Genomic DNA, 17,145 nt, shown 5'->3' with positions numbered 1-17,145 from the left:
CACCTCCCCCGCCCTTCAACTTCGCCAACCCCCGCACTAAGCTCAACGTCAAACGCGTTGCCACACTCGTTAACCCACAGCCCCGCCACCCCGCCGTAGCCTCCCCACGCGGCCCCGCGCCGCTGTGGGAGATACGTAAGTGAGCAACAAGACGAACATCAAGCAGAGCATTTCCGCCGGCAATGGCAACGTGCAAATCGGCCAGGTCATCCTATGCGGGTCGGCCGCCCGCCCACGCTGCTCCACTCCGCCGGCGCCAGCCAAAGAACGCATGACCATCGAGCAGCGGGCAGAACTCACTCACATCGCATTGCAGATCGAATTGGCAGAGGAAGGTGCCATAGACGCCGGCACCGTTTGGAAGGCCCTTTGCAACCACCTCAACGGGCGAGGCCTGGAGGAAGTGCGAGACAACACCGAGTTGTCGCACGAGCAGTTTTGGGCGGCTCGGTCTTACCTGGACGGCTGGTTAGCCTGCGCCCGTGGTGACAACCTTCCGCGTACCGGCATGATTCGGGAGATCATGCGGATGTGGGGTATTCGGGGTGGGTTGCGGGCCGCCACAATGGAACTGTGCGAGCGCCGGTATGGTGCTTCTTGCTTGGGCTCAATGACAGACGCGCAACTGCGAGCAGCACTCTGGGTCACCGTGGCAGACTGGCGAGATTATTGGGCGCAGGTCCATACAGCGTAGCCGGCCGTAGGGTGAGAAACCAACAACAGGAGCAGCAGCGACGATGCCTGGCACCAAGCTTCTACCAGCCCTTGTCGGGACGCTATTCGCTACGGCACCTGTGTGGGGCCAGAATGCGCCGGCACCATTTGACGGCGAATGGGCGTTCACCTACTCCTGCGAAACCGCTACCGGCGCGTACGCGGACCGCTGCAAGCAAGGCTCGCGCGACGAATTCCGTTTGAGCCTCTTGCAGCAAGGGCGACGAGTCTGCGGGTACCACCTCGCGACGGGTCAGCTTGGCAACAGGGTCGACGAAGGAGACCTCGCCGGACCGGGGCCGTCAGTGATAGGCACTGCCACGGGAAACGTGGTGACCCTGACCTTCAAAAGCGCGCGTACAGGCGAAATGGGCCAAGCAACGTTGATCAGGGATGGAGACACCATCGTTTGGCACGTTACACAGCCATTGCGTGAAGATAATTGGTTTCCGAATGATGCCGTGTTGAAGATGCAGGCTGCCCAGCCCCGCCTCCCCGCGATGCGTTGCGAAGCAGCGCCCCACCCCTGATTTATAACGACGACCAGTGCTATGTCACAGTTCGCACGTGTTGCCCTCCTGGCCATCTTGCTCACGCTGTCCGCCAAACCAGCAATGGCAGACTGGACACAAGACTTCGTCAGAATTTCATGCAACCCGGATGCACGCTTCTTCCGCTTCGAATGGGTTGGACTCGACGGCAGCAGCGCTTGGTCCGACGCTCAATACGACGACAAGCGCATGGAAGAGCGGAAGGCCATCTGGAGACAACATGGCTTTTACGTACCCTCGGATCTCCACTACGAGTGCAAAGTAGGAGACGCCGTATACCGTCTCACAACGAAACAACAAGACCCTTACTCCCCCGGGATGTGCGGCGAGCAACCGTCAATCAAATTGAACCTCACCAGGGATGACGAGGAAATCCTTAAGGATGTGACCTTCGGCGATGACTGTTTTGGCGGCCCCTCTGTTGCCAGCGTGACCATATTCGAGCCCCTGATGGGTTGGGGAGGTGCAGGCACTTCGATGTGTGCCTGGCCTACGACCAATTCCGGTAGCAGCCCATACAAAGAGGTCTGCGACGACCCTTCAGCGTTCTCGCGCACCATGCCTGTCAACCAGGAGCAGATGAGCATCTATTTGCGCAAGCGGTCTAAGGAATAGCCCCGCAACTGATGCGGGGACTCGTACTCTCTACCCCTTCGGCCCGCACCCCTTCAACATCGGGCTGCCCACAATCCGCCCATCCCCTTGGCACACCCAAGCCACCTTCGTCCCCTTCTTCAGCGAAGCCACCATGGCCGCATGCTGATCGTCCAGATACGCATGCACCGCCATGAACGGGTTGCCAGACGCGAGCTTCACCACGATGCTGTCTGTGAAGTCCTTGTCGATGCTCTGCACCGTGCCGGTCACCAGTAGGCTCTCGCCTTTGTACTTCTGATCGGCGGCCACCTCGTTCTCGTCATATGCGCGGAACAGCGCATCTGCCTTGACTGGCAACGGTGGCTCGGCCGCTTCTGCTGTCTCTATCGCGCTGCCCGGTGTGGATGCGCTCGTCGACTTCGGTTTCGGGTCAGTCAGGTCACTGAGAATGCCAATCACGATGGCGGCAATCGCCAGGCCAAACAGCCACTTCACTACTTTCATTTACTGCTCCTTTCTACCTTCCCGTCTGTGTGGATTGATAAAAAGGCTGTATGCCGCGCCCCCGCGCGGCTACTGCTCTATTGGAATGCTTCAGAACGCACGCTGTCGCCTATGGTGACTAAGCTCGCCGGGCCTCATCGCCCTGCGGCTACTGCATCATGAGCGCGATCGCTTCGTCCTCATTCATTACAGGAATCCCCAGCGCCTCGGCCTGAGCAAGCTGCTTGTGTCCCACCAACGGCCCGGCAACCACATAGGTCACGGTCCTAGTGATTCTCTCTCGCACATCCCAGCCGACATCCAACGCGCGCGCCTCCAAGGCGTCGCGTCGAGTGGGGTGCAGGCCGGCGAATACCACCGCTGTCTGCCAATCCCATGCCTCTGCTTTGCGCCGGCCTCTTTCCTTCCGCTTGGTCGAATCCGGCGACATCGCTACAGCGGAAAGCCAAGAGGTTGCGCTCATGACTTCCCCCGTCTCTGAGCGGGTAACCGAGCCAACAATGCGGTGGATCAGGAAAGAGCGCGTCGCCTTCCGATCATGGTCGTGCGCGTCCATGTATGGCCTGCCCTTTATGTCCACCACCTGAAACGCTGTCACCGTGCGTCTCTGCTCCGTTCCATCGGCCTTGCGATACCGGAATGAAATTGTGTCGGGCAGTTGGATCGGTTCGACAGTTGCCGACAGGTAGATCTCCGGTTCCCTGCCCTTCGACTTTGCTGCCGGCGTAGCCCGTCTCGGCGGCTGAACCGAATCAGACTGAATGGTCGGCGCACCACTCGCTTTCGTGCCAGTTGCACTTGCGCTGGTCGGAAGGCTAGACGGCGACATCTGACGCACGTCGCCGGGCACGTAATTGAGCTCCCGACACCACGCACCGAGCCGCTCGCGCAATGGCCCTGAAACGGGTCGCAAAACTGGCTGAATCGCCGGTCCTGGAGCCTTCGTCTCTCCCTGGCCATATCGGTGATATGCCCAACAAGCTCCGAAGGTGCATAGCCACATTAGCAACTTACCGCCAGCGCCCAGATCATCGGCGCTTGAAGCTACCGCCGCACAGATAAACATGAAGCCGGGAACATGCGCGGCAAAAAGCGCAATTAGGTGTCCGCGCCACGGTGGCCCACCTCGGGCAACGTGACCACGCACCAAGTCAATCCATCCGCAAACAGTCAGCCAAACATAGCCGACGAAAACGCCAAAGCTGGCAAACGCATCCTGCACGTCTGCTCCTCTGAATCACCCCGTTTCCAGATTGATAAGAAGGCCGTATACCGCGCCCCCCGCGCGGCTACTGCTCTATAAGAATTGCTGTGCTGGAACGAGACCGGTAGACCTCAAACGCGCTCAATGCTATAGGGTTCAATCTCGCAACCCCGGCCGCCAAAATGGCCACATCCGCCGACGTGGGGCCTATAGGCGATTCCAGTTACCCGTACGCGCTTGCCGTGCCATTGCGTGAGCACCTGTTCATTCGGGCGAATACTCCCTCCCCCAAACGCCAGCCATACACTTGATCGATAGAACGGCAAATCTGCCTCTTCCGTAACATCGCGACGCTCTGACTTCGGAAAGTGGTTAAGCGAGGTGTCCTCAAACTCGAACGTCAAAAGCCCCATCACTTCGACAGGCTTGCCGTTGAATTCGTCTATGCGGTCGATCAGTTCATTGACGGTGAGCAAGACGGCACCCTTAGTGGATTTTGGTCATAGGAGAAAGAGCACCGCACCAAACGCGAGAAGCACGCACCCGGAAACAAGTTGAGATTGGAGAATGGTCCGCCACCCCGGATAGCCATACGGCACGGGCGCTGAGAAGCGGATCGGGACAGGCAAGCGCAACAGCCAAATTCGCCATGCATGTGCCACCGCCATGAAGCCGCAATCCAGCACGCCGAACCTAGCCAACCGAAGCGAATCCAGTTCAATAGGCAGTCTGAAAAGTTGTATCACGGGGAATACCAGCGCAGCGAGGGCCAATAGCACCAGGGAGGCACGGTAGGCCAGTGTTACGGCTGTCTTAAGCCACTGAGGCGCTGGGTTATCGCCTTGCGGCGCGGGGGTCCATTTCATATTCTTTCTGCGGCTCTAGGGCGGATTTCCAGCAACCTACTCGTACCCGCGCCCCGCATACAGAAAGTCAGCAAACAACCGCCAAGGGTTGAGACTCTTTGGGCCTGGTCGCGCACCGAAATCAGAATCCTCCGCCCATGCCTTCGCAGCGCTCAGGAACTCGGAAACCGTATTGTTTGCCCACTCCCCCTGAAAGCCATCTAGCTCGAGGGGCAGTCCATCGGCACGTCGCCGCTCAGACAGCAACGCATCGACAAACTGCAAGAAAGATGCTTCGTCGACAGTTGCTTCAAGTGCGTCAAAGACAGTGGTGGTGTTCATGTCGATAGCTAGCCCATCTCGCTTTCACTAAGGACGAACAACAGCTCGCGCAACTCGCTCAATCAGCAACGCCACCCCGATCAACAAAGCCCACGCAACCGCGACCATGGCCTGCAGGCCAACCTGCATCAAACTCACCTGGCCCAATCCGCCAAAAGAGAGCTGCCCCCCGGCACTGAGCGCGACCGTGACAGGTATCAGCGTCAGCACGTAGTGCAGCACCACGAGCATGGCGAGCAAACGCCAAAGATGGCGGCGTGCCCCCATTACGTGTGCCAGCCACATGTGAAGGGCAATAGGCGCGCCCCCCGCGATCCAGAACCACAGCCTCATCATCCGAAACTGCCACTCGGCAGGTGGCTTGGGCCAAGCTCCGAGCCTGTCCAGCATCGCGGGGAAGTACAGGACGACAACAAACAAGATCAACGGCGCGACGTACAACACTGCGACTGGCCATTTATGGCGCGGTGCTTTTTCCATTCCCCTCTCCTCTTTATCCGCGAAGCGACGCAGCCACAATTGATTGCAGCTCGGCAAGCGTGTCCGGCAACTTTTCGAGCGGATCGTAGAGCCTATTCACCATCGCGCTTTGCCTTTCTCTTGGTCGATTTTTTTACGGTGCCCACCTGGACGTTGTGGGAGCCGCCGACAACGACCTGCGAATGATTTCCTGTGCCACCGAGATGCGGCTGCACCGACAGCCCTGCGACTGCGCCAACAGCGGCCGCTTTGCCACGAGTGTCAAGCGCGCGATACGCGGCGAGCAGCGCGGCTTCGTCTGGCGCCAAAGCGCCGCCCCGTTCGCCAGTGAGCACGTATGACACGTCAACGCCAGCTAGCGCGATGGCAGAAAGATAAGCAGCGTCCGGCGAACGCTCGCCCTTTTCGTAGTTGAGCTGCGCCAGTTTTCCGACGCCTCCCTCCGCCCCAAACCGCTCTTGTGTAAGGCCAAGGCGCTTGCGCTCCTCGCGGAGTCTTTCGGCTATTTGTCGAGTATTCATTTGAAGACCAATTTGACACAAATTGACTTCATGGATATTCGTTTGATTACTAGAATGCTCATGTTATGCAAGATTCTCTTTCACGAGTATATCCGCCATGCCCCGTGGAAATGTCGCGAAACGTCGCGCGCCAATTGGCGTCGTGACTGACAAGCCCATCTATATCCGCCTACGGCCAGAGGAGCTTGAAAAGTTCAAAGCCCGCGCCGTCACTGAAGGCCGGTCACTCGGCAACATGGGCCGCGTCCTGATCCTCAGCGCCCTGGCTCAACCGAGCCCAAACAAGCTTAAGCAAGACGTGCCCCAACGGCACGCAACATCCGTTGTGGAGGATTGACCATGCACACCCAACACCGAATCGAACACGCCTTGCGGCGCAAGCTCTCTGGCCCATCGCGGCAAGACGTGCAGCAGACTATGGGCTGGGACAAAGGCGCCATGAGCCGCTTCCTGAGCGGCGAACAAGGCGTGCTGATCGACAAGCTGGATACGCTCGTTGGCGTCTGCGGCTACGTGCTTGTTACGCGCAAGTACATGGATGCCGTTGCCACGCTGGGCGAGGTCGGCATGTTCTGCGAGTGCGCGCGCGAGGGCCTTGGCGAATGCGGTCGCCCGCAAGGGGGCACGAAATGAAACACCTCTGCCCCCACTGCGGCACCCGCCTGCATATCCGCACCAGCCGCGCCGTTTCTCTCACGTCGCGCGAGCTTTACGTGCGCTGCCCTGAAGAGCATTGCGCTTATACCGGCAAGGCCATCTTGTCGATCATCAGCACCATCGCGCCCAGCATCAACCCCAACCCGCTGGCCTACCTGCCCGTTGGCCGCACGCGTGTGCTGCCCAACGGCACCGGCCAATTGAGCCTGCTGCCCGAATAGGCGCCAGCGGCTTCAGTTACCCCCTTCCCCTCGCATCCGTTTTGGCACGCTCCCCGTCCGGGGTGCGGGGGGCTTTTTTTGCCCATTTTTTTCGAGGCCCGTATGCAAACCAACGCTGTTCTGACCTTTGAGAACGTCGACTTCGATGTGGTCGACATCCACAACACCCCGTGGCTAAGGGGCTTGCAAGTTGCAAGTGCCTTGGGCTACCGAAACCCAACGTCGGACATCCAGAACCTGTACGCCCGTAGCGCTGACGAGTTCACAGATGAAATGACGCAGGTCGTCGAGCTGGATACCGCTGGCGGCCGTCAGCAAGTTCGCATCTTCAGCCCGCGCGGCTGCTACCTGCTCGGCATGCTGGCGCGCACCGAGCGCGCCAAGGCGTTCCGCCGCTGGGTGCTCGACGTGCTGGAAGGCCGCCTGGTGCCGCAAGAGACTGGCCGCATGACCGTGCCGCAGCGGCTGGCAGCGCTGCGCTATCGCGGCACCCTGGCCAAAGAGCTGGCCAACGCCCGTACGGCTTCGCTCGCGGTTGAGCTGTACGCCAACTTGCAGCACGTCTCCCGGCTGCTGGGCATGCAAACGCAGCCCATTGGCGTGCTCGCGCCAGTGGCGCGCCAGAACAGCCTGCAGGGCATTGCTTAAGGGGGCCGGCATGAAAACCTACCTCGTCCGCGTCGCCGCCGGCGGCCATCGCCTGTCCTTCCACACCATCGCCGCATCGAGCACGGATGCACTCATGACCGTGTTGCGCACGGCTGAAGCACTCGGCCTGGCCGCACGCGCCGGCTCGGCCCGCCTGGTCGGGAGGCCCGCATGAACGTCCTGCAGCTCGTTGCCATGTTCGCTACCCTCGCCGTGCAGGCCGCTACCGTGGGCTTCCTGTTCGCCTGGCGCAGCAAGAACGACCCGACCGTCAACGGATACACGGTGCAGCCGAAGCCCTTCAACGGGCTTGCTCGGGTGCTGCTGTGGCTTGCTGTGGTGTGCATCGGCGGCGCGTTTGTCGTCGCGGGTCTGATGGCCTACGGCGTCTTTGCGGAGGCCGCGTAATGCTCGCCCTCGTCAATCTCTGGATGCTGCTCACGGCTTTCGTTTCCGTGGCGCTGCTCAACTACAGCCCGCGCACGCAGCGCTGGGGCGCTGTCGTCGGCCTGCTCGGCCAGCCTGCGTGGCTTTACCTCACGCACATCACGGGCGAGGCCGGCATGTTCACTGCGTCGGTGTTCTTTGTCGTCTGCTACGGGCGCGGCGTGTGGCTCGGCTTCTTCTGCAGGAGCGCCCGCCATGCCTGAGCCGGTCGTGACCGATGTGGACGTGCGCCGGATGCACCGCTTCCTGCGTCTGACCACCCCTTACGACGCCATGCCGCCGCCGCTGCGCGCCGCTGTCACCGCCGCCGCAAAGGCGATGGCAACGGTGCGCGAGCGCCGCCGCGCCAACCGATCCACCGTCGACCTCAAACGCCGCGCCGCCGGCGACGTCGACGATTGACCCATCCCCCTGATCGCAATGAACCTCGACCTCTCCTCCGCCCTTGCGTCGCGCCTGGTGCACGACTACGGCTTCAAGGAACGATCGAACAAGCTGGAGAACGGCACGTGTCCCTCGTGCGGCAAGCGCTCGCTGTGGGCCTTTGCAGATGCGCCCTGGGTCGTGCGCTGCAACCGGCTGAACAACTGCGCGGCTGAATTCCACGCCAAAGAGCTGTACCCCGATCTCTTCGCCTCCTGGAGCGACCGCTACGTCAAAACACCGGAAGCGCCCCACGCTGCAGCCGATGCCTACATGCGCGACGCACGCGGCTTTGACCTGGCGCGCATCGCCGGCTGGTACACGCAAGAGAGCTACTACAGCCACGAGCTGAAGATTGGCAGCGCAACCGTCCGATTCCCTTTGAGCGAAGGCCGCTACTGGGAACGCATCATCGACCAGCCCGAGCGCTTTGGGGACCGCAAGGCCACCTTCAGCGGGTCATACGCGGGCACCTGGTGGCAACCGCCCACCCTGCCGGCCCAGCCAAAGGAGTTGTGGCTGGTAGAGGGCATCTTTGATGCCATCGCCCTGCTGCATCACGACGTAGCCGCTGTCGCCACGTTCTCCTGCTCGCACTACCCGACCGCCGCACTGGCCGCGTTGGCCGAACAATGCGCCGCCGGTGGCCACCGGCGCCCGCACTTGGTGTTCGCCCTGGACAACGACGCCGCCGGCCGCCGCTACGCGCTCAAGCACATCGAGCGCGCGCAGAACGATGGCTGGTCAGCATCCGCCGCGCTGCCCAAGCAGACCGGCCGGGCAAAGCTCGACTGGAACGAGCTGCACATGCGCGACCGCCTGTCGGCCGAAGACCTGAAGGAATACCGCTACCTGGGCGACCTGTTCACCGCGCCCACGCCGTCAGACAAGGCGCGGCTAATGTACAACCGCACCGGCGACGCGCAGTTCCCATTCGAGCACCGCAGCCGCCTCTACTGGTTCAAGCTGGAGCTGGACGCCTTCCAGCGCGAGACAACGGCCGTGCGCGAGGCCAACATCTGCGAGAACGACGAGCAGATACGCGAGCAGGCGCTGCTGCGCGCCGGCGTCGTGCAGCCCATCGCCAACTGCCTGCCCACGGCGCTCTACTACCAGGCCAGCCCGCAGACGGACGAGTCCTGGTACTACTTCCGCGTCGCCTTCCCGCACGATGGCCAGCCCATCAAGGCCACCTTCACCAGCGCGCAAATCGCCAGCAGCAGCGAGTTCAAGAAGCGCCTGCTGGGCGTTGCGCCGGGCGCCATGTACACCGGCAGCGGTCACCAGCTCGACGGCTATCTCGCGCGCCAGCTCGCCCGCATCCCAACCGTGCAGACCATCGACTTTGTGGGCTACACCAAGGAACACGGCTGCTACGTCTACGGCGACGTGGCGGTCAAAGGCGGCAAGCTCTTCCGTTTGAACGACGAAGACTTCTTCGACATTGGCAAGCTTTCCATCAAGACCATCAGCCAAGCCGCAACGCTGTCGCTCTCTACCGACGTGCAGGGCATGCAGACGACCTGGCTGCCGCTGCTCTGGCAGGCCTTCGGCGCCAAGGGCCTGGCCGCGCTGGCGTTCTGGTTCGGCAGCCTGTTCGCAGAACAGATCCGCCAGGAGCACAAGAGCTACCCGTTCCTGGAGCTTGTGGGCGAGCCCGGCGCCGGCAAAACGACGCTCATTGAATTCCTCTGGAAGCTCTGCGGCCGGCGCGACTACGAAGGCTTTGACCCGAGCAAGTCATCGCTCGCGGCCCGGGCCCGAAACTTCGCCCAGGTGGCCAACCTGCCCGTCGTGCTCATCGAGGGCGACCGCGGCGACGAAGGTGCCAAGCAACGCGGCTTCGATTGGGACGAGCTGAAGACCGCCTACAACGGCCGCAGCACCCGCGCGCGCGGCATGAAGAACGGTGGCAACGAGACGTACGAACCGCCCTTCCGTGGCGCCATCGTCATCAGCCAAAACGCGGAAGTCAGCGCCAGCGACGCCGTGCTGCAGCGGATCGTCCACATCTACTGCGACCGCTCGGCGCAGACCTCAGCCACGCGCGCCGCAGCCGAAGCGCTCGAGCGCATCCCCGTAGAGGATGTGTCCGCATTCCTGCTCGCCACCGTCATGGCCGAGTCCAAAGTGCTGGAAACCTTCGCCGCCCGCGTGTCGGTCCACGAACAGGCGTTGATGGCACGCCCCGACATCAAGACCGTGCGTATCGCCAAGAACCACGCGCAAATCATGGCCATGGTCGACAGCATGCGCCACGTGCTGCCGCTCACCGACGAGCAGCACGCCGCCGCCCTGAACGAGCTGGGCCGCATGGCCGCAGCGCGCCAGCAGGCGATCAGCGCAGATCACAAGCACGTGCAGCAGTTCTGGGAGGTGTACGAGTACATCGAGTCCGCCGACGACGACCGCCCGATCCTCAACCACGCACGCGGCGACGGCCTCATCGCCATCAACCTGCAGCACATGGAACAAGTCGCCGGCGAACGCCGCATCGAACTGCCCCCGATCGCGGACCTCAAGCGCGTGCTCAAGACCTCGCGCCAACGCAAGTTTGTCGACATCCGCGCCGTCAACAGCGCGATCAATGCGCACTTCAACCGGGAATACATCACGCAGCCCAAGCGGCCGGAAACGGTGAAGTGTTGGGTGTTTGAAGCCAGCCGCCCCTAATCCCCGCTCGGGGCGCGGAGCCGTACTGAAACGCGCCCAAGCCCTCTTTCCGCAATCTCAGTCCCACCCATGAAAGACACCATGAGCAATGTTGATCTGATCGACCGCCTGGCAGAAGCCGTGGCAGAGCGTGTACAGCCTACCGTGCCTCTCAATGTGCGCCTCTGGAACTGCAAACTGGTAGCGGCGTACCTGCATCGCGCGCCGTCTGTCGTACTTGAACGCGTTGTAACCCTACCCGGCTTTCCGACTGCAATTCGCCTACCGACTACCACCGGGAACAAGGGGCAGCCGCTTTGGAAAGCTGCTGAAGTCATCGCCTGGGCGGAGTCGCACCGGGGCCGCGCGCTGGGTGGCCATCCGGATCACAACTAGCCCAAGCGGCGCGCAATGTCGGCGGCGCTGGCGTTGTAGTACGTCAGCAGTTCGTTGAGGTTTGTGTGCCCCGTCATCCGCGCGAGGTCCAGCGGCTGGAGCTTTGCAGCAAGGCGTGTGATGGCCTCGTGGCGGGAATCATGAAATGTAAGGTCGGCAATACCGGCCTTTTCTTTTGCCTTGCGAAACAGCGCATCCCGACTCGCAGCGGCCAGGGCAAACATTGGCTCGCCGGGCTCGACCGCTGGCAGCTTCTGCAGAAGCTCAACCGCTCGCCGGGAAAGCGGCACCTCGCGGGAGTTGCCATTCTTTGTCATGGGCAGGTAGGCGACGCGCCGCTCGAAGTCCACCGTCCGGCTTGTCAGGCCAAGCAGTTCCCCTGACCGCATCGCCGTCTCAATTGCCACCAGAAACGCCACCGCCACGCGCTGGCTTGATCGGATAACGGGCTGCTCTTCCGCGTACCCCATCGCAATCAGAAGCGCGTCGATTTCGGCACTGGATATCAGCCGTTCGCGGGGTGGGTTATCCGGCGGCCTTCGAACACCGGTCATCGGGTCAGTCACAAGCCAGTGCCACTCCTCACGCGCATAGCGCAGCGCATTGGACAGCAGCGTCATCTCCCGCGAGACACTGGCACCGGAAATATCTCGTAGCCTGACGTTGCGCCAAGCTGTGATGTGGCTCGACCTGAGTTCAGCCAGGCGGATATGCCGGAACTGCGTGCCCTCCACGATCTGCCGCCCAATTAAGGCCAGTCGCAGCTTTTCCCACCGTGCTCCACGGTGCGAATCACAGACCTCAAGCTCATACCGGTCGAGCACGTCGCCGACTGTGTGCGTCTTACTTCCCAGGCCGGTCTGAATCGAACGCAGCTCCGTCTCCCTGCGTGCCGACCATTCCTGCGCCTGCGCCTTCGTATCAAACGTGCGGCTGTCGCGCTTGCCCTTCACGGCCACCTGCGCCCGCCACCCCGTCACCGTCTTTTGGATTGATGCCATCAGATGGGTAAGCCTTGGGTAATTTTTGGGGAAAGCGGCGGATTCTAAGGTGTGTTTTAGCGAGAAAAAGCGGAAACGCACAAAACGGCACATCCGCCGTGATCCCTTGCAGGATATGGCTTTGCGGGCAAATGAGACAGATTGGGGAAACCTCGAGTTGAGGTCGGTGGTGCGAGGGAGGGGACTCGAACCCCTACACCATTGCTGGCGTCAGGACCTAAACCTGGTGCGTCTACCAATTTCGCCACCCTCGCCGGATGGATCGCGGCGCCCCTGAGCAGGAGCGCCGGAAAGGAAGCCCGCGATTATATCGCAGTCGTTCGGGGGTTTCCATCCCCTGCGCTATTTGGCGTGGTGTAGGGGTTCGAGTCCCCTCCCTCGCACCGGCTGCCGGGCTCGACCGTCAGTCAGACCGTCGGGGCCGCCGCTTGCGCCTCGGGCCGCTTGACGCGGAACCACGCCGCATACAGCGCCGGCAGGAACAACAGCGTCAACACCGTGGCGATGATCAGACCACCCATGATGGCGGCGGCCATCGGCCCCCAGAACACGCTGCGCGACAGCGGAATCATTGCCAGCACGGCCGCCGCCGCGGTCAGGATGATCGGACGGAACCGACGCACGGCTGCCTCGACGATGGCGTTCCACGTCGGCACGCCGGCCGCCACATCCTGTTCGATCTGGTCCACCAGAATGACCGAGTTGCGGATGATCATCCCGATCAGCGCAGTAATGCCGAGTTGCGCAACGAAGCCCATCGGCGCGCGCAGCAGCAGCAACGTGGCTGCCGCGCCAATCAGCCCCAGCGGCCCCGTCAGGAACACCATCACCGAGCGCGAGAAGCTGTGCAGCTGCAGCATCAGCAGCGTGAAGATGATGAAGATGCAGAGCGGCATCTGCGCAGCGATGGACGCACCCGCGTTGGCGCTTTCCTCTTCTGCGCCAGCAATCTTGATCTGGTAATCCGGCGGCAAGTCGGCGCGGATCTTATCCAGCAAGGGGTTGATCTGCGCTGTTACGGTCGGGCCCTGCACGCCGTCCACCACGTCGGATTGCACGGTGATGCCGTAGTCGCGGTTCTCGCGCCAGATCACGCCGGGTTCCCACGCAAAACCAACTCGCGCCACCTGCGTCAGAGGCACCGTGCGGCCACTGCCGGTCGGGACTTGCACGCGCTGCAGTGCGTCGAGCGTGTTGCGCTCGTCTTCCTGCGGACGCATCACGATGTCGAGCAGCTTGTCGCCGTCGCGGTATTGGGCGATGGGCGCGCCGGACATCACCGTCTGCGTGACCTGCGAGATGGAGCCGGTCGACACGCCGAGCGCGCGCGCCTTGTCCTGGTCGATGTCCAGGCGCAGCACCTTGACGTTCTCGTTCCAGTTGTCGTTCACGCCGACGGTGTTCGGATTGGCGCTCATGATGGCCTTGACCTGATCGGCAATCTTGCGCACCCCGCCAATGTCCGGGCCCATCACGCGGAACTGCACCGGATACGGCACCGGCGGCCCGTTCGGCAGCAGCTTGACGCGGCCGCGCAGATGCGGGAATTGCGACTTGAGCAACCCGATCACGTGTTGCCGCACACCCTCGCGCGCCTCCAGCGACGTGGGCATCACGATGGCCTGCGCCACGTTCGTCTGCGGAAGAATCTGGTCCAGCGGCAGGTAGAAGCGCGGCGCGCCGGAGCCGATGAACAGCGTCACGCTGTCAACGTTCTGCTCCTTGCGCATCAGCGCCTCAAAGCGTTTGGCTTCGGCTTCGGTCTGGTTGAAGCTGGAGCCCTCCGGCAGCCACAGCTCGACCATCAGTTCCGGGCGGCTCGAATCGGGGAAGAACTGCTTCTCGACATACTTGAAGCCGAACACGCCCAGCCCGAACGCCACCAGCGTGATGACGATCACCGTCTTGCGGTACTCCACGCACCAGTTCACCCAGCCGCGGAAGCGGTTGTAGAACGGCGTGTCGAACAGCTCGTGGTGCCCGCCGCCCTCCACATGCGATTTCGTCCGCAGCAGCAGGAAACCCAGATACGGCACAAACACCACTGCCGCAAACCACGAAAGCACCAGCGCCAGCGCCGTCACCGCAAAAATGCCGAACGTGTATTCACCCACCGTCGAGCGCGCCAGCCCCACCGGCAGGAAACCCGTGGCGGTGATCAGCGTGCCGGTCAGCATCGGCATGGCGGTCGACGTGTACGCGAAGGTGGCCGCCTCCATCTTGGAGAAGCCCTCTTCCAGCTTGCGCACCATCATTTCGACCGCGATGATCGCGTCGTCCACCAGCAGGCCCAGGGCGATGATCAGCGCACCGAGCGAGATCTTGTGCAGGCCGATGTCGAAGATGTTCATGAACAAGAACGTCACCGCCAGCACCAGCGGGATCGTCAGGCCCACCACCAGGCCCGGCCACACGTCGATGCGCAGCTTCGGCTTGGTATGCAACCCGAGCGAGAGAAAACTCACGCCCAGCACGATCACCACCGCCTCGATCAGCACGTGCACGAACTCGCCCACCGAACTCTGCACCGATTTCGGCTGGTTCTGCACCTGCTGCATCTCGATGCCCATCGGCAGCTTTGCGCGGATCTTGTCGACCGTGGCGCGCAAGTCCTTGCCGAGCTGGATGATGTCGCCGCCCTTGGTCATCGAGATGCCCAGGCCGATCACCTCCTTGCCGTTGAAGCGCATCTTGGCGTGCGGCGGGTCTACGTAACCGTGCTTGACCGTGGCGATGTCGCCCAGGCGGATATTCGTCGTGCCGCCGGGGCCGCGCAGCGTCAGGTTTTCCAGATCGCGGATGTCCGAAAACTGGCCCGACAGGCGGATCTGCACGTTGTCAGTCGGCGTGACCAGCACGCCGCTGGGGCCGATGTTGTTCTGCTGGCTGATCTGCGTGGCGATGCTGTTGATGTCGAGCCCCATCTGCGACAGCTTCGCCTGCTGGAACTCGATGTAGATCTTTTCGTCCTGGTCGCCCAGCAGTTCCACCTTGGCGACGTTCGGCACGCGCAGCAGCTGCTGGCGGATCGCATCGGCGTAGTCGTTGAGCTGGCGGTACGTAAAGCCATCGGCGGACAGCGCATAGATCGAGCCATACACGTCGCCGAAATCATCGTTGAAGTACGGCCCGCGCACGCCTTGCGGCAAGGTCGGCGCGATATCGCCCACTTTCTTGCGCACCGTGTACCAAAGCTGCTGCGTTTCCTTGGCGGGCGACGTGTCGGCCAGCTGGAAGGTGACGAGCGTTTCGCCAGGCTTGGAGTAGCTGCGGATCTTCCAGGCGTACGGTACTTCCTGCAGCGCCTTCTCGATCTTGTCGGTCACCTGGCGCGACATCTGCTCGGCCGTGGCGCCGGGCCAGAAGGCCTGCACGACCATCGCGCGGAAGGTGAAGGGCGGATCTTCATCCTGCCCGAGCTTGGAATACGCAAAGATGCCGCCGAGCAACAGCGCCACCAGCAAGAAGCGCGTGAGCGGCTGATGTTCAAGCGCCCAGCGTGACAGGTTGAAACGGGAATGTTCCATACGCGCGAAGGTTGGCGTGTTGGGGCGGGAGCCGGTTGCGGCTTACCGGCGCGGTGTGATGGCGGACTGCGCCGACGGCTGATCGGCTGGCGCCATCGGCATCACCTTCTGACCTGCCTTGAGCAGGTGCACGCCGGCGGTCACGATGGTCTGGCCGGGCTGGAGCCCGCTTGTGACCAGCAGCACGTTATCGCGCGGCGCACCCACCGTCACCGGCACAGGCTTGACCGTCTGCGATGCAGCGTCGTACAGCCACACGACGTTCTTGCCTTGATCCTGGAGTAGCGCGCTGATCGGCACGCGTACGCCCATGCCGCCGCTATCACCCCCCCCGCCGGGCCGCACGAACGTCGCCACCGCCGTCATGCCGAGCTTCAGTTCAGGCGGCGGGTTCGGTACCGAAATCTTCACGGTGTAAGTGCGGGTGACCGGGTCAGCCGCTGGCGCAATCTCACGCACCTTGGCCGGAATGCTGCGCGACTGATCCGCCCACAGCTTCACGCTCACCTCGGGCGACTTGCGCAGCGTATCGACCTGATCCTCGGGAATGCCGACCACGACTTCCTTCTCGGCCGTCTGGGCCACACGCACGACTGGTTGACCCGCGGACACCACCTGCCCGACTTCGGCGTCGACGCCCGTCACCACGCCATCCGCGTCGGCTTCGAGCGTGGCATAGCCGGCTTGATTCACCTGGTTGCGATAGCCGGCCCCGGCTTGCTCGTAGCGGGCCTGCGCGGCGTCATAGTTGGCTTGATGGCGCTGCTGTTCCGCCGCGCTGATGAAGCCCTTTGCGAACAGTTCGGAATAGCGCTTGAGATCGGCTGCGGCCAGATCGCGGTCGGTCTTGGCAGCCGACAACTGCGCTTGAGCCGATTGCTGGGCGAGTGCCAGGTCGGTCGGGTCCAACCGCGCGAGCACCTGGCCCTTCTTGACGGTGGCGCCAACGTCCATGAGCCGGGCGACGATCTTGCCCGGCACGCGGAAGCCCAGGCGCGATTCGATGCGCGGGCGGACGTCGCCGGAGAATTCCGCGGTGCCGGCGCCCTGCTCGCTGGTCACCGTCATGGTCCGCACGGGGCGCACGTCGGGCGCCTTGGGCGCATCCTTGCTGCAGCCGGCCAGCAGCGCCGCGCCGGTCAGCAAAGCCACCGATACCGCTGTCGGCAATGAACGCCGGCGCGGCCGAGACCGCGTGTCGGAGAAACCGGTGAAGTCGGAATGCGGGTACGGCAAACGCAACGCTGGCATGACACGCTCTCAGTAAATAACTGACCGGTCAGTAATATACCCACGGCAATGCGCAGGGTCAACGACACGGCCGCGTCCGATTGACTTTTCTTGGCAAGTGCTCAGGCAAGGCTTTACGGCATGCTGCACCGCAACGCGCTGTAGAATGGCCGCCCTGCTTAAAA

20 protein-coding genes and 1 tRNA gene are annotated in these 17,145 nt (G+C 62.5%); 11 read left to right on the top strand and 10 right to left on the bottom strand.

From position 1 onward, the window contains the following. Positions 1-139 precede the first annotated feature (139 nt). A complete protein-coding gene (locus tag N511_RS0122605) occupies positions 140-694 on the top strand; it encodes a hypothetical protein (protein WP_155954090.1) in 555 nt (184 codons plus the stop codon). Positions 695-1,265: 571 nt separating this feature from the next. After that, a complete protein-coding gene (locus N511_RS24475; protein ID WP_051530980.1) occupies positions 1,266-1,880 on the top strand; it encodes a hypothetical protein in 615 nt (204 codons plus the stop codon). A 30-nt stretch (positions 1,881-1,910) separates the two neighbouring features. On the opposite strand, the gene N511_RS0122590 is transcribed toward N511_RS24475, so the two are convergent. From N511_RS0122590 to N511_RS24470, 6 genes are all read right to left on the bottom strand, one after another. Further along, positions 1,911-2,366, bottom strand: a complete 456-nt coding sequence (locus tag N511_RS0122590) for an OB-fold protein (RefSeq protein ID WP_027681331.1) — start codon at positions 2,364-2,366, stop codon at positions 1,911-1,913. Between the two features lie 148 nt (positions 2,367-2,514). Beyond that, positions 2,515-3,588, bottom strand: coding sequence for a WYL domain-containing protein (locus N511_RS25130; protein ID WP_155954089.1), 1,074 nt, complete (start codon positions 3,586-3,588; stop codon positions 2,515-2,517). Positions 3,589-3,701: 113 nt separating this feature from the next. Next, positions 3,702-4,046 (bottom strand): hypothetical protein, encoded by a 345-nt coding sequence (locus tag N511_RS25320; RefSeq protein ID WP_155954088.1) that lies wholly within the window; start codon positions 4,044-4,046, stop codon positions 3,702-3,704. A gap of 426 nt (positions 4,047-4,472) precedes the next feature. Continuing rightward, positions 4,473-4,757, bottom strand: a complete 285-nt coding sequence (locus tag N511_RS0122575) for a DUF7660 family protein (RefSeq protein WP_037027208.1) — start codon at positions 4,755-4,757, stop codon at positions 4,473-4,475. Between the two features lie 27 nt (positions 4,758-4,784). Further along, a complete protein-coding gene (locus N511_RS0122570; protein ID WP_027681327.1) occupies positions 4,785-5,237 on the bottom strand; it encodes a hypothetical protein in 453 nt (150 codons plus the stop codon). A gap of 92 nt (positions 5,238-5,329) precedes the next feature. Continuing rightward, the gene (locus tag N511_RS24470) at positions 5,330-5,758 is read right to left on the bottom strand and encodes a helix-turn-helix domain-containing protein (protein WP_051530979.1); all 429 of its coding nucleotides are present in this window, start codon (positions 5,756-5,758) and stop codon (positions 5,330-5,332) included. Between the two features lie 339 nt (positions 5,759-6,097). On the opposite strand from N511_RS24470, the gene N511_RS24460 reads away from it, so the two are divergent. From N511_RS24460 to N511_RS25125, 9 genes are all read left to right on the top strand, one after another. Beyond that, positions 6,098-6,391: a hypothetical protein gene (locus tag N511_RS24460; RefSeq protein WP_037027206.1), complete on the top strand. Its 294-nt coding sequence runs from the start codon at positions 6,098-6,100 to the stop codon at positions 6,389-6,391. Continuing rightward, the gene (locus N511_RS0122555) at positions 6,388-6,636 is read left to right on the top strand and encodes an ogr/Delta-like zinc finger family protein (RefSeq protein WP_027681326.1); all 249 of its coding nucleotides are present in this window, start codon (positions 6,388-6,390) and stop codon (positions 6,634-6,636) included. Before N511_RS24460 ends, N511_RS0122555 begins: the two co-directional genes overlap by 4 nt. A 102-nt stretch (positions 6,637-6,738) precedes the next feature. Further along, positions 6,739-7,284, top strand: a complete 546-nt coding sequence (locus N511_RS0122550; protein WP_027681325.1) for a BRO-N domain-containing protein — start codon at positions 6,739-6,741, stop codon at positions 7,282-7,284. A 10-nt stretch (positions 7,285-7,294) separates the two neighbouring features. Beyond that, on the top strand, positions 7,295-7,459 hold the full coding sequence (locus N511_RS25315; RefSeq protein WP_155954087.1) for a hypothetical protein: 165 nt from the start codon (positions 7,295-7,297) through the stop codon (positions 7,457-7,459). Continuing rightward, positions 7,456-7,692 carry a hypothetical protein gene (locus N511_RS0122540; protein ID WP_027681324.1) on the top strand — a complete coding sequence of 79 codons (237 nt, stop codon included), beginning with the start codon at positions 7,456-7,458 and terminating at the stop codon, positions 7,690-7,692. The genes N511_RS25315 and N511_RS0122540 overlap by 4 nt, the downstream gene beginning before the upstream one ends. Next, entirely contained in the window at positions 7,692-7,934 is a 243-nt protein-coding gene (locus N511_RS0122535; protein ID WP_027681323.1) for a hypothetical protein, read from the top strand. The genes N511_RS0122540 and N511_RS0122535 overlap by 1 nt, the downstream gene beginning before the upstream one ends. Next, positions 7,927-8,133: a hypothetical protein gene (locus tag N511_RS0122530; protein ID WP_027681322.1), complete on the top strand. Its 207-nt coding sequence runs from the start codon at positions 7,927-7,929 to the stop codon at positions 8,131-8,133. Before N511_RS0122535 ends, N511_RS0122530 begins: the two co-directional genes overlap by 8 nt. A gap of 18 nt (positions 8,134-8,151) precedes the next feature. After that, the gene (locus N511_RS0122525; protein ID WP_027681321.1) at positions 8,152-10,827 is read left to right on the top strand and encodes a toprim domain-containing protein; all 2,676 of its coding nucleotides are present in this window, start codon (positions 8,152-8,154) and stop codon (positions 10,825-10,827) included. Positions 10,828-10,896: 69 nt separating this feature from the next. Further along, a complete protein-coding gene (locus N511_RS25125) occupies positions 10,897-11,202 on the top strand; it encodes a hypothetical protein (protein WP_231479664.1) in 306 nt (101 codons plus the stop codon). Here N511_RS25125 and N511_RS0122520 read toward each other — a convergent pair. From N511_RS0122520 to N511_RS0122505, 4 genes are all read right to left on the bottom strand, one after another. Then, complete coding sequence (locus N511_RS0122520) at positions 11,199-12,203, bottom strand: tyrosine-type recombinase/integrase (protein WP_027681320.1); 1,005 nt, start codon at positions 12,201-12,203, stop codon at positions 11,199-11,201. The two genes, N511_RS25125 and N511_RS0122520, sit on opposite strands and share 4 nt — an antisense overlap. A gap of 167 nt (positions 12,204-12,370) precedes the next feature. Beyond that, positions 12,371-12,457, bottom strand: a tRNA-Leu gene (locus tag N511_RS0122515). 153 nt (positions 12,458-12,610) lie between these two features. Further along, complete coding sequence (locus N511_RS0122510; RefSeq protein WP_027681319.1) at positions 12,611-15,730, bottom strand: efflux RND transporter permease subunit; 3,120 nt, start codon at positions 15,728-15,730, stop codon at positions 12,611-12,613. Between the two features lie 42 nt (positions 15,731-15,772). Beyond that, on the bottom strand, positions 15,773-16,981 hold the full coding sequence (locus N511_RS0122505) for an efflux RND transporter periplasmic adaptor subunit (RefSeq protein ID WP_027681318.1): 1,209 nt from the start codon (positions 16,979-16,981) through the stop codon (positions 15,773-15,775). Positions 16,982-17,145 lie beyond the last annotated feature (164 nt).

Origin of the sequence: Ralstonia sp. UNC404CL21Col (genome assembly GCF_000620465.1) — a bacterium.
In the GTDB taxonomy this organism is placed as follows: Bacteria; Pseudomonadota; Gammaproteobacteria; order Burkholderiales; family Burkholderiaceae; genus Ralstonia; species Ralstonia flatus.
Note: the sequence above shows the minus strand (reverse complement) of the source record. Positions and strands in the feature narration are given on the sequence as shown.